At 40.0% G+C, this 12106-nt stretch carries 10 protein-coding genes; 2 read left to right on the forward strand and 8 right to left on the reverse strand.

Annotation, left to right across the window (positions count from 1 at the left end; genetic code table 11):
• Nucleotides 1–150: 150 nt before the first annotated feature.
• The 5 genes from FHK89_RS02365 to FHK89_RS02385 form a co-directional block, all read right to left on the reverse strand.
• Nucleotides 151–1617, reverse strand: a complete 1467-nt coding sequence (locus tag FHK89_RS02365; RefSeq protein ID WP_230656291.1) for a fumarylacetoacetate hydrolase family protein — start codon at nt 1615–1617, stop codon at nt 151–153.
• Nucleotides 1618–1964: 347 nt separating this feature from the next.
• Entirely contained in the window at nt 1965–3278 is a 1314-nt protein-coding gene (locus FHK89_RS02370; RefSeq protein WP_230656294.1) for an NAD(P)/FAD-dependent oxidoreductase, read from the reverse strand.
• Nucleotides 3279–3310: 32 nt separating this feature from the next.
• Entirely contained in the window at nt 3311–3727 is a 417-nt protein-coding gene (locus FHK89_RS02375; RefSeq protein WP_230656297.1) for a RidA family protein, read from the reverse strand.
• 257 nt (nt 3728–3984) lie between these two features.
• A complete protein-coding gene (locus tag FHK89_RS02380; protein WP_230656300.1) occupies nt 3985–5145 on the reverse strand; it encodes a tyramine oxidase subunit B in 1161 nt (386 codons plus the stop codon).
• A gap of 163 nt (nt 5146–5308) precedes the next feature.
• Nucleotides 5309–6730, reverse strand: coding sequence for an aldehyde dehydrogenase family protein (locus tag FHK89_RS02385; protein WP_230656303.1), 1422 nt, complete (start codon nt 6728–6730; stop codon nt 5309–5311).
• A 493-nt stretch (nt 6731–7223) separates the two neighbouring features.
• Between FHK89_RS02385 and FHK89_RS02390 the strand changes: the two genes are divergently transcribed.
• The gene (locus FHK89_RS02390; RefSeq protein ID WP_230656306.1) at nt 7224–7610 is read left to right on the forward strand and encodes a DUF1971 domain-containing protein; all 387 of its coding nucleotides are present in this window, start codon (nt 7224–7226) and stop codon (nt 7608–7610) included.
• A 449-nt stretch (nt 7611–8059) separates the two neighbouring features.
• Here FHK89_RS02390 and dnaJ read toward each other — a convergent pair whose 3' ends face one another.
• Entirely contained in the window at nt 8060–9190 is a 1131-nt protein-coding gene (dnaJ, locus tag FHK89_RS02395) for a molecular chaperone DnaJ (protein ID WP_230656309.1), read from the reverse strand.
• A gap of 400 nt (nt 9191–9590) precedes the next feature.
• Here dnaJ and FHK89_RS02400 point away from each other — a divergent pair, with 400 nt between their 5' ends.
• Entirely contained in the window at nt 9591–10250 is a 660-nt protein-coding gene (locus FHK89_RS02400) for a DUF2939 domain-containing protein (RefSeq protein ID WP_230656312.1), read from the forward strand.
• 184 nt (nt 10251–10434) lie between these two features.
• On the opposite strand, the gene FHK89_RS02405 is transcribed toward FHK89_RS02400, so the two are convergent.
• Both FHK89_RS02405 and FHK89_RS02410 read right to left on the reverse strand, forming a co-directional pair.
• Nucleotides 10435–11526: a disulfide isomerase DsbC N-terminal domain-containing protein gene (locus FHK89_RS02405; protein ID WP_230656315.1), complete on the reverse strand. Its 1092-nt coding sequence runs from the start codon at nt 11524–11526 to the stop codon at nt 10435–10437.
• 34 nt (nt 11527–11560) lie between these two features.
• Complete coding sequence (locus FHK89_RS02410) at nt 11561–11884, reverse strand: hypothetical protein (RefSeq protein ID WP_230656318.1); 324 nt, start codon at nt 11882–11884, stop codon at nt 11561–11563.
• Between the last annotated feature and the right edge of the window lie 222 nt (nt 11885–12106).

Raw genomic sequence — 12106 nt, forward strand, 5'->3', positions numbered from 1 at the left:
CTTGTTTTATATGTTTATAAATATATGTACGGTGTATGGATAAGTAAGCCACTAAAATAAATTTAATGAAGCAATTTTATATTGTTTTCATATTGTCCATATCGTTAAATTCACCTCATCAAACAAATATCTTTGGGCTTACTTTGCTATTTAATTAAAGTAGGTTTCGTCATCAACGATCGTATTGCGTAATACGCCCAATCCTTCAATTTCTGTTTCAATCACATCGCCATATTTTACATCAGCCAACCCTTCAGGCGTGCCTGTCAAAATGACGTCACCAGGATTTAGTGTCATGATGGATGACAAATACTCAATTAAATGGTACACACTAAAAATCATATCAGCAGTTGTACCTTCTTGTTTTACTTCACCATTGATGCGAGTAACCAATTTTAGTTGCATAGGATCAGCAATCTGATCTGCTCGAGTTAACCATGGTCCTATGGGTGTGCAGTGATCACGGTTTTTAACACGAAGATTGGGGCGATAGTAGTTTTCAAGATAATCACGAATCGCATAATCGTTGGCAACGGTATAACCTAAAATATAGTCTTTGGCTTCATCAGCACTGACATTGCGTGCAGTCTTGCCAACCACCACTGCCAGTTCGCATTCATAATGCATATAATCAACATTTGCAGGACGGCGAGTTTGGGCATTATGACCAACAAGCGTATTTTTACCTTTTAAAAATACCAAAGGTTTTTCTGGCGCATTAAATGCCAATTCTTTAGCATGGTCAGCATAATTAAGACCTAAAGCAAAGACACTACCAATCTCAACTGGTGGTAACCACTGTACATCAGATTCAGCCAAGATTTGACCAGCATCCGTTTTTACTTGACCGTCATCAGTTTGGGTAACTGCTGTCACGACACCATCAATTAATACCCGCCCTACTCGCGGTGCATCAACTTTTGTTTCAGTAGCAGCGATACCAGAGTCTGTCACTTGTGCAGCAGAATCTACGGTAAAGTTAACACTACCTAAATCATCTACAGTGACTTGCACACGATCACCGGCCTTCGCTTGTGGTGCTTGATATTCAACACCAAGCAGCAGCACATCACCTTCATTTAAGGTCATAAACTCGGTCACATCGACCAATAATTGGGCAGCATCACGCTTAAGTTCAGATAAATGACGGGTATTAACCTCCTCATCATTAATCAATGTTGTTAAAGTTAGGGTTTCAAGTTTTGGAGTGGCATAGATCTCACTAAAAACAAGTGAGCCATCAAAACATTTTTCACGGATTGCAGGGCGATAATAACTATCATGTGGCAAGCTTAAATCAGCAGCAACAACAACACCGCTGACATGTTCAAGTGCATTATCGACGGTTAAACGACTTGCAGTTTTGCCCATCACCAAACCAATGGTTGCGGCAACTTCTGCTGCTTTAGCATCCGCGGGCAGATGCACAACACCGTTATTACCCTCATTACCACTGTTATTTAGGGTATTAAAAGGTTTGATATATAGTACAGGTGCTTTAGCAGGGCTCTTATAAGGAGGCTGACCAAGCTCAGATTCTAAAGCAGCCAATGTTTTGTTATCATTTAAGATAACGCCATAGATCGTATTAGTTAGGTTGTTTATTGTCATAGCCATCCGAATTCCTTTCGAGGAGTTATTAAGATTTATCAAATACTCTATAGTCAATTAGTCGTAAAAGACTATATAGATAAGGGTTCATTACTGTGTCTGTTTTGCTAACTAGGCAGCGATGTTATTTTAACTCGTATGTAGTATATCTTCTCTTGCTAATTTGCTCACCACCTAGTTTGTCAATCACCTAGGTCATTCAAAGGATAAACCTTCTAGATAGTTAGCGATGATGAGCAATATGTATTTAGTATTGTTGCACTGATTAAAAATATCATCAATAAAATACTAATATATTAGTAATTAAGAGTCAAATATTTAATAGTCTCATCATTAAACTTATAATCTTTAGCTTACAATCTTTCAAAACAATAAGGTGTGGGGTCAATCAATGGCGTCGTACCCATCACCAAATCTGCTGCTAATTGACCAGCCGCTGGTGATGTACCAAATCCATGTCCACTAAATCCAATCGCAACCGTTAGTCCTGGTACTTTAGTGATATTGGCTATCACAGGGTTAGAGTCAGGGGTTACATCAATCACACCGCCCCACTCATTTTCAATTTCGGCATCCTTAAATTCAGGCCAAGCTGCTTTTAGGTTGTTTAGTGCATCTTGGTTAAAACTTTGATTTGGAGAGGGATCAAGTGTGCGTACTTTTTCAAATGGAGTTATCTGCTCTTTTGTCCAGCGACGACCAAGCTTCCAATCTTCTAAAAATACACTATTTAAGCGTATGTGCATGACATCTTTGCCATGCTTTAACGCACCTAAAAACTGTGTGCCTATTTTTAGATGGTCAATGGTTAGTGGTGCATCAAGCGCACCACGTTGCATCATGATAAAACCACCATCTATATGCTTACGGAATGAAAAGTTGGGTGCACCAACTGCTGTATTTATTGATATCTGTGGTAAAGGATTGGTCTTAAAAACGGATAAATACAAGGGTAGCGTTGGAAATGAAATACCCATATTACCTAAAAACCGTCGTGACCAAGCACCTGCTGCAAGTAGAACATTATCACATTGGATTTCGCCATGCTCTGTCACCACACCAGAGACTCGACCTGCTGTGGTAGATAGGGTACGTACTGCACAGTTTTCGATTAATATCGCCCCTTTTTTTTGTGCTGCATTGGCAATGGCACTGGCGGCCAATTGCGGCTCAGCATATCCATCCGAGGGGGTATATAAAGCCCCTTTCCACTCACCCACACCATTTGGTAACAGCTCATCAATTTGGGCAGGGGTCAGCAGTTTTGATCCAAGCTCTAAAGACTCAACTGCATCTAACCAGCCTTTATAAGCGGCTATATCATTGTCAGTCTTACCCAAGAACATAATGCCCGCTTGACGATAGCCAACCTCACTGCCAACACGCTCGTTCATCTTAGCCCATAATTTATCAGACTCGACTGCAAGTGGCACATCGTCTGGCGCACGATTGGTCTTGCGTATCCAGCCTAAGTTGCGTGAAGACTGTTCACCAACGAAGCGACCTTTTTCAAGTACCACCACAGGCACATCACGTTCGGCTAAAGTTAATGCAGCAGTTAAACCAACTATGCCACCACCGATAATCACCACCGTTGTTTTTTTGGGTAAATCTGCGGCATCTTTGATTTGTATTGCTTCAACTGGTTTGGTTTTTGGTGCGGTCATGGACTTTATCCTTTATACAAAACAAATTCGAATTAAATATTCATGTATTCAATATCCGCTTTTGATGCCCCTTTGTAAGCGGTGACCTCTATCTCAACTTTATATTCTTTAGAGCCTAAAGGGGGAGATGTAACGGTAGTGGTTGGATCAACCCCACGAAGTTTTTCACCGATGATGCCCATAACAGTATGCGTATCTTCTGGATTTTGAATAAATACTCGTGACATCACAACGTCTTGTAAGCTTGAACCCACCGCAACCAATGCTCGTTCTATATTGGCAAAAACCTGTAGTGTTTGTTCCTCTATGTCTTCTGGAATAAGTTTGCTGTCTGGATTACGTCCAGCAGTGTTAGAGACAAATATCCAGTTATCGACCACAACGGCACGTGAGTAACTCGCATGTTCTTCTAGTTTTGAGCCTGTTTTAACTTTGATGATTTTTGTCATTGCAACATCCTCACTTATGTTTGATTTCATTGATATATGAATATATAAATAGCTAATATTATGAATAGCTTAGTCATATCATTACTACTAGATTATAGCTATCTGATAAATCAGCTGTATATTAAAAACTACATTAAAAATAGGTAATTTGTACCTAATAAATCCTACGTTCTTTAAAAGGCTAGTTTCTAAACTAGCCTTTTATGTTCTATTCTTAACGCTTATCAATCCAAATACGATTATTGCAAATATGGTTGTTAGCGTAACACGGGTGTTTCCCAAAGGTTTAAAGAAACGCCAATGCCTTTTTCGATGGCATTACGATAAACAATAGTTGCCCATGCCACATCTTCTACTGGCATACCACCAACTGACATAATGATAATCTCTTCATCATTTTGACGACCTGGAGTTGCACCAGCAGTAATATAAGAGAGATCTTCAAGCTCTTCTTGCTTCATGATACCTTGCTCAATCATGTCCATAAATTTCACACCAATAATCGGCACATAATTATGGGCTGGGCGTGGCAATTCAGAGAACCATGCTTGATATAAACCAGTATTATCTAAAACTTTACGCACATCAGACTTTTGCATGTCTTCATCAATATTACAGTAAGCTGGCATGGCTAAAAATGCACCCGGTTTTACCCATTCACGCTTCACCATTGGATACGTTTCTGGATTTCCTGGTGCACCTGATGAACAGTAGGTGACGATATCTGAGTCACGTACCACCTCTTCAATGCTATTCACCACTTCGATATTGGTCACTTGTGGATATTCTTCTTTTAGCCATTCGATAAATGAATTCAGGCTTTTTTCACCACGTCCTTTAATTTTTACTGTATCAATATCAGGGCATACTGCAATAAAGGCACTTAATGAGGTTTTTGCCATGACACCAGGACCCATAATACCCACTACTTTGGAGTCTTTACGAGCAAGATGACGTGCGCCAACGCCTGGAATAGCGCCTGTGCGATAGGCTGATAATAAATTTGCAGACATAAAGGCTAATGGCGCACCAGTATCTTTATCATTTAAGATAAAAGTTAGGATTGAACGTGGCAAGCCTTTTTGACGGTTGTCGATATTTGAGCCATACCATTTCATACCTGCTGTTTGAAATCTACCACCAAGATAAGCTGGCATTGCCATAAAACGGCGGTCTTCGGCATTGTGAGGCATACCTTCAAATTCTGGATTATCCGGGAAGGTCATCATTGCCCCATGTGAATCATTGTTTGCCCCTGCCATACGATAGTCACCTTTATATAGCAAAGTAAACATCTCTTCCATGGCATCGACACATTTAGGCATGTCTGTCACACCTGCCTTGATCATATCTTGTTCTGATAGATAGATAAAATCGATTTTGGTATCTGGGGTAGTATCTGGATTGGTATTTGACATTTTTTTTATTCCTTTTAGTGAGTTACCTCACCTTTTTTTAGAAAGGTGAGGTAAGTATAGATTAAGTATTTATTAATATTTATTGAGTATTTTTCAAACTAACATTTGTAAAAAAATACTGTTTTTTATTTTTAGTAAAACTTAGCTCGTTTTATAAGTTAGTTTATTTTTGATGAATATGAACAGTTTGAATTGAAGTAAATTCTTTAAGCCCAACTTCACCAAACTCTGACCCAAAGCCAGATTGCTTAATACCACCAAACGGTGCGTTAGGCTGAATTGCACCATGGTGATTCACCCATGCACTACCACACTCTAGTCGCTGTGCAAGCTGAGTTGCTTTTTCGATATCTGTTGACCACACTGATCCACCTAAACCAAATTCACTGCTATTTGCACGCTCTAAAACCTCTTCCACATCGCTAAATTTGATGATTGGTAAGATAGGACCAAACTGCTCTTCATCTACCAAACGAACCCCATCACTAATATTATTAACTAAGGTGATGGGATAAAAGTAACCACTATCATCAACAACTTCACCACCGCACAAGAAGTTAGCACCGTTTGCTTTAGCATCTTCAGCCAGCTCTTTTACCAGGTTAAACTGGCTTTCATTTTGTAAGGGTCCAAAATCGCTGTCAGCATCCATACCATTGCCAGTTTTGACAGAATTGGCAAGTTTCACTAGCTCATCGCATAATTTGTCATGTACTGATTCATGCACATATAGACGTTTAAGCGCCGCACAAGTTTGACCATTGTTAATAAATGCGGTAGCAAATATCTTTGGTGCAATCGCTTCAATATCAGCATCTGCTAGTACGATACCAGCATCATTACCACCTAACTCTAACGTCAAACGCTTTAAGTTTGTGCTGGCACTTTTCATTACTGATTTACCAGTCGGTGTTGATCCTGTAAATACAATTTTATCAATACCTTGATGCAGCGACATGGCAGAGCCGATTTTGCTCTCACTTGAGAGAACATTGAGTACACCAGCAGGGAAAATATCTTTTGCAATTTGTGCAAGTTTTAACACAGTGAGCGGTGTCATACCTGATGGCTTTAATACCACAGTATTACCCGTTAATAAGGCAGGGATAATATGCCAAATACTGATCATGAGCGGATAGTTCCACGGCGTAATTGACCCTACAACGCCAAGGGGTTTATGGTGCATTTCAATGCGTAAGTTCTCATCTTCTTGTAGTACTTTTTTACTCAGCTCATATTCTGCTGTGCCCCGAATCCAAGCCAGTGTACCACCAAACTCAAACCCTGCTCCCATATCAAAAAAACCTTTTAGCGGTTTTCCTTGCTCTGTGGTTAGGGTTTCGATAAGATCGTCTGCATTTGCCTCTATAGCATCAGCAAGCTGTAAAATCTTCGCTCGACGCTCTTCATGAGTTAATGCTGCCCACTGTGGAAAAGCCTTTCTAGCAGCAGCAACTGCTTCATCAAGCTGCTCCACACTCGCTTGTGGTGCTTGAGTAATAACAGATTTGGTAGCGGGGTTAATCACATCAAAAGTACTAACACCATCGACAGATTGCCCATTGATTAACATTTGATAAGCCATTTTTCACTTCCTTGTAGTGATGAATGTGATGACATTGAGTCTGATTGTTGAAAAGTTAGATATTACCTAGATGGCAATTTTATAATTCTGTTTATATCTCAATAATATTCACTAACATATTAACAAATATAGTATGTCTGTCAAACTATTTTATAAAAATATTTTTCTAAAATTTTGCACTCATAACTGTCTTTAATAGTAGCAATTGATATGCACTAAAAAACCATCTAAATAGTGCTAAATATCAACAGGATATGCGACAATAATGGCCACATGCTCCACGTTAATTTGCTATTGAACGACTCTATAACAAACACCCAACAATCAAATTAAATAGGACTTACGCAAAAGTACGATATTTGTCTTATAAAGCGGCTGGGAATTATTTACGAAGCCTCTGAAACTACGTACAGCCAGCGAGTAAATGATTACCAGACGCTAATAATCTAGAAAAATGCGTAAGTCTTATTAAAATATAACTGAAGGAATCATTATGCATCATCAAATCATCCCCAGTCATTGGCGAGTCAAACGCTCAACCCCCTTTTTTACCAAAGATAATATTCCTGAGGCCCTGTTAACCCACCACAATACAGCCGCAGGCATATTTGGACAGATTTGTGTGATGCAAGGTGTCGTTACTTTTTACGGTTTTGCCAGTGAAGAAGCCACTGAGCCTGAAAAGACCATCATAATCAAAGCAGGTGAATTTGCCACTACCCCACCGCAATATTGGCATCGTGTTGAGTTAAGTGATGATGCTCAGTTTAATATTAATTTTTGGGCAGACCCTACCGATACAAAAGAGTCCGCCTCTAATAAACTATTCAATAGCTCTAAGATTCATAGCAAACCCATCACAAAGCTATTTGATGAATAACTGGTTTGAGCACTAAGTTTAAGCACTAAGCAAAGAGATAATCTAAGAACCTGTATTCACAACCCACAATGGTCGCTTTTTGCCTAAGATAGACGTACTACTGCGTTAAATTTTGGATTAAATAGAATGACTATTCGCCCAAAAATTTGCCTTGTATTACGCCATTTTAGTCTAAAAATCCTCTAATTTTGGATTATGAATACAGGTTCTAATTCGTAACTGGCAAATCAGTGAACACACTTATGCTGGCTAATAAAAGTAAAAGGGGTAATAATAGAGGCTATAGGGGTTATAGACGCTGTGGGTGGATAGCTGTTCGATGTTTCATGTGAAAACTTCCTTTTTAAATTATGTGCTGATAACTTTATTTTAAGCCAAAAAAAACTTGCTAAGGCAGTTACCTTAACAAGTTTATTAGTTTTTTGAAATAATACTTTTAATTAATATTCCTAGTCAAAGAGGTCGCCTAACTTTTCAAAAAATGATTTTTTGTTGGGTGATTGATGATGTTTACCATCACCATCTAGGGTTTCTTGGAACTGACGTAACAAGTCTTTTTGCTCACGAGTTAGGTTCACAGGAGTTTCGACCATAATACGGCAAATCATATCACCTTTCATGGTAGTACGGACTGGCGTCACCCCTTTACCACGCACACGTAGCAGTTTGCCACTTTGGGTGCCTTCTGCCACTTTGATTTTCACTTTACCATCAAGGGTGGGGATTTCCACTTCTTTACCTAATGCCGCATCGGTGATACTGACAGGCACGTCCATATAAAGGTCAGCCCCTTGACGCTTAAATACGGGATGTTCTTTTACTTGAACTTCGACATATAAGTCGCCATTTTGCACGCCTGCACCGCCTGCTTCACCTTCTCCTGCTAGGCGTACTCTATCACCATCATCGACCCCTGCTGGAATAGAGACTTCAAGGGTACGCGATTTGTCTGTGACGCCGCTACCATGGCAGTCTTTACATGGGTTTTTGATTTGTTTACCTGAGCCACCACAGTGAGGGCAGGTCTGCTGCACCGCAAAAAATCCTTGCTGCATACGCACTTGCCCTTGTCCATGACAGGTCTGACAAGTGACCACATCTGAGGCATCTTTTGCACCTTTACCATCACAGGTTTCACAAGGGGCAGGCGCAGTAAAGCTGATTTCTTTTTTGCAACCACGCACCGCTTCTTCTAAGGTCAGCTCAATAACGTAACGTAAGTCTGAACCACGGCGCGAACGTCCACCACCACGAGATTGCCCAAAAATATCACCAAAGTTACCAAAAATATCACCAAAGATGTCTTGGAAGTTGCCTGCCCCAGCACCACCAAAGCCACCACCGCCCATGCCATTTTCAAAGGCAGCATGCCCCATGCGGTCATAAGCGGCACGTTTATCACTATCACTCAATACTTCATACGCCATAGATGCTTCTTTGAATTTTTCTTCAGCATCAGGGTCATCTGAGTTACGGTCTGGATGGTATTTCATCGCAAGCTTACGATAAGCTCGCTTAATCTCTTTTTCATCGGCAGTTTTACTCACCCCCAACACTTCATAAAAATCACGCTTACTCATAAACTCTCCTGTCATTGGCTCTATAATTGCATGTTTCACGTGAAACTATCTTGGTCACTCTTGAAAGTATTGCCCTATGGCTAAGATGGTTTAATAAACTTAGTAAAACAGCAACTATCGGCTAAATATGATAAATTTTGTAAAAAAAAAGATAAAAGATTGCGCTATTAATGGTGGTCGGTTGAATATTTATCAAGCCAAAACCGATAATAATCTTTGGCTGTTCATTCCTTTTAGTTAATTGGCTCAGTCAGATACTTTGAAGCAATAAAAGTAGGCAGCAGGTGGTAACGATTATAATTTAAGCGTGATAAACTACCGTAAGACAAAAGCATTATGCTAGATTTATCCATCAATAAAAATATAACGGCAGTTATGTAGGCGAGCTGAGCAACTGATTATGAAAAAATTTATCACCTTTTTATTCTTCCTGTTGATATTATGTGTGGCAGTGTTTGCAGGCTCGCCCTACTATACTGCTTATCAACTCAAAAATGCGTATGATGCAAAAGATGGGGCAGCCATCGCCAATCAAATCGATTATGACAGCTTGCGTCCCAATATCCAAAGTCAACTCAATACAAAGTTTGCCAATACATTAAGCGACTATCCGATGGTGGCACAACTTGGGGGGACTGCATTGACACAAGCTGCCGATGAGTTTATTGATCGCTCAGTAGAAGGGGCAATTACGCCACAAAATATTGAGCGTATCATCACCACCCAAGGGCAGGCAAATCAAGCCACCAAAGAGCTGGCAGCCGCTTGGGCAATTGCCAGTAATCAAGTGAATTTACAAAACTTAATCCAAGACTTAATTATCCAACGTGGTGATATTGATGCGGTGGTCAAAAACCAAATGCAAATCATGATGGATAAGCAAGCTGAGACACTTGAGGCGCATGTGGCACAAGGTGAAGACAGCAATAAACCACAACTTAACTATTGCGGTATTAACTGCTTTGCTATTTCAGGAAATGTCAAAGGCTATCCTGTGACGGTAGAGATGCAGCGGCAAGGGCTGATTGAATGGAAAATTGTCAATGTGGTATTGCCTTAATCAAGCACTTCTTTGGTTGCTTATTTAAAGACTGACATTCAAGATTGAGATTAAAGGGTCATACGCCACTCTCAACTTATAAAACCCCCTCCTAACCTCCCCCTTCAAAAGGAGGAGGAACTGGTTTTTAAGTCCTCTCCTTAATTTGAGGACTTAAAAACCAGTTTCTCAAACTCCACTTTAACTACTGCACACCCAAAAATTGTAGAAATTCGGGGTGCTCAAAACTACCCTGATATATTTCCCCATCATCTCGATAAATGGCAGGTGTGGCAAATACAGCAAGTCCCGCTGCAATGTTACGATTGGCAAGTAATGGGTTGGTTTGCTGATTGGCACACTGGTTTAATGGCAAAGTTTCTGGGTCTTGGGTCATTGCTTGGTCAAAGAGTTGTTTACGACGGTTGCCATTTTGCTCACACCAAATCTGCCGCATCGGTTCAAACGATTCCTCATAGGTAGGATAACCAATGGTTTTAATGGTCACTCCTTTGGCGTTCAGCATTGGGATAAGACGATGAAAGCGACGACAATAAGGGCAATGAATATCAGTGGCGACATACACCACCGCTTGCTCAGGTGATGTGGCAGGATAGGTAATCAGTTGACTGTTATCTAATTGCGCAAAAACTTGTTGATTTTTACGTCGTTCAAATTCTGCGTCAAGTCCGACTAATTGCCCTTGCCAGATACGTGAAATCTCACCCTCTGTAAAATATTTGCCATCATTAGACACCAAAAATGGGACACCTTCAATCGTTGTCCCCCATATCACGCCTTCCACTGCGGTATGGAACAAAGGTATATCAGCGTTTATATTTTTCAATTGTGACATATTGGCAAGTAATGACTGTCGCAATGCAGCACTCACAGGCGAGCCAAGTGGCTGCTTTGGCTCAACAGATGGTGTTGATAGATGTGGGCTGGGATTGGGGTGCAACTCTCCTTGCATCACATACTGCCCATCTGCGGTAATGTGCAATGGCGGCTGTCCAGCTAAATTCACTTGATACATATTCGGTAGCTTTGAGGGTACGATGCTTAATATGGCAACTTTGATGCCCGCATTTTGCAAAGTCTGGCGAATATGCTGCTGGATAGATTGAGGTACTTTTGTTGGTTGGAGTTGTTGAGCTTGAGAGCTAACTTGTGAAGATTTTGTTTGACTCACTTGACTGGTTTGAGCATAAGCAAAATTAGGGACAACACTGGTTAAAAATAAAGCAAAAATGAGTGATTTTTTATGGGTAAGTTTTGAGCTATAAATACTAAGCATAAAGTTCCTATTCATGATTTTCAATGACAGATTACTATAAATGAATATAGTTAATTGCTTTGATTACTTTACCTTGCCAATCATACTCTTTGATTGTGCTGATGTATTGAATTAATGATTGCTCACTGATTTCTATTAATGTGGCAGGGCGAATGTCTAGCTGTCTTTTTTTAAGGGCAAAATCACAGGCTTGGGTCAGATTGCCCACCGCATCAATTGATGACCAAAAGAGCTGATACTCGGCACAAAAAAAGTAAATCTTACCATCATAAAATCTATCAATAATACAAAACTCAACGCCATCACTTTGACGCTCAAAAGCATGTTTGTCTTGATAAACAAAATAGACTTGTTTCATAGCTATTATTTTATTAATAGAACTGATATCGGTGGTGTTCTAAAAAGTATGCTACCCCCTCCCTAACCCTCCCCCAAAGGGGGAGGGAACTGTTTTCCCTCCCTGAGAGTCGTTAAAAAATTGCATTGCAATTTTAGCCTCGCAAGGGAATTTTTTTAAATAGAAATTCCTAAAAAGAGGGGGCTAGAGGGAGAGATAAAACTATGGTAATTTATTAAAAAT

This window comes from Psychrobacter sp. I-STPA10, assembly GCF_021012795.1.
Taxonomy (GTDB): Bacteria; Pseudomonadota; Gammaproteobacteria; order Pseudomonadales; family Moraxellaceae; genus Psychrobacter.

What these genes read in the sequence shown, in the direction of transcription:
- FHK89_RS02400 (WP_230656312.1), top strand. Translation starts at nt 9,591, where the DNA reads ATGAAAAAATTTATCACCTTTTTATTCTTCCTGTTGATATTATGTGTG.
- FHK89_RS02385 (WP_230656303.1), bottom strand. Translation starts at nt 6,730, where the DNA reads ATGGCTTATCAAATGTTAATCAATGGGCAATCTGTCGATGGTGTTAGT.
- FHK89_RS02370 (WP_230656294.1), bottom strand. Translation starts at nt 3,278, where the DNA reads ATGACCGCACCAAAAACCAAACCAGTTGAAGCAATACAAATCAAAGAT.
- FHK89_RS02375 (WP_230656297.1), bottom strand. Translation starts at nt 3,727, where the DNA reads ATGACAAAAATCATCAAAGTTAAAACAGGCTCAAAACTAGAAGAACAT.
- FHK89_RS02380 (WP_230656300.1), bottom strand. Translation starts at nt 5,145, where the DNA reads ATGTCAAATACCAATCCAGATACTACCCCAGATACCAAAATCGATTTT.
- FHK89_RS02410 (WP_230656318.1), bottom strand. Translation starts at nt 11,884, where the DNA reads ATGAAACAAGTCTATTTTGTTTATCAAGACAAACATGCTTTTGAGCGT.
- FHK89_RS02365 (WP_230656291.1), bottom strand. Translation starts at nt 1,617, where the DNA reads ATGGCTATGACAATAAACAACCTAACTAATACGATCTATGGCGTTATC.
- FHK89_RS02405 (WP_230656315.1), bottom strand. Translation starts at nt 11,526, where the DNA reads ATGCTTAGTATTTATAGCTCAAAACTTACCCATAAAAAATCACTCATT.
- FHK89_RS02390 (WP_230656306.1), top strand. Translation starts at nt 7,224, where the DNA reads ATGCATCATCAAATCATCCCCAGTCATTGGCGAGTCAAACGCTCAACC.
- dnaJ (WP_230656309.1), bottom strand. Translation starts at nt 9,190, where the DNA reads ATGAGTAAGCGTGATTTTTATGAAGTGTTGGGGGTGAGTAAAACTGCC.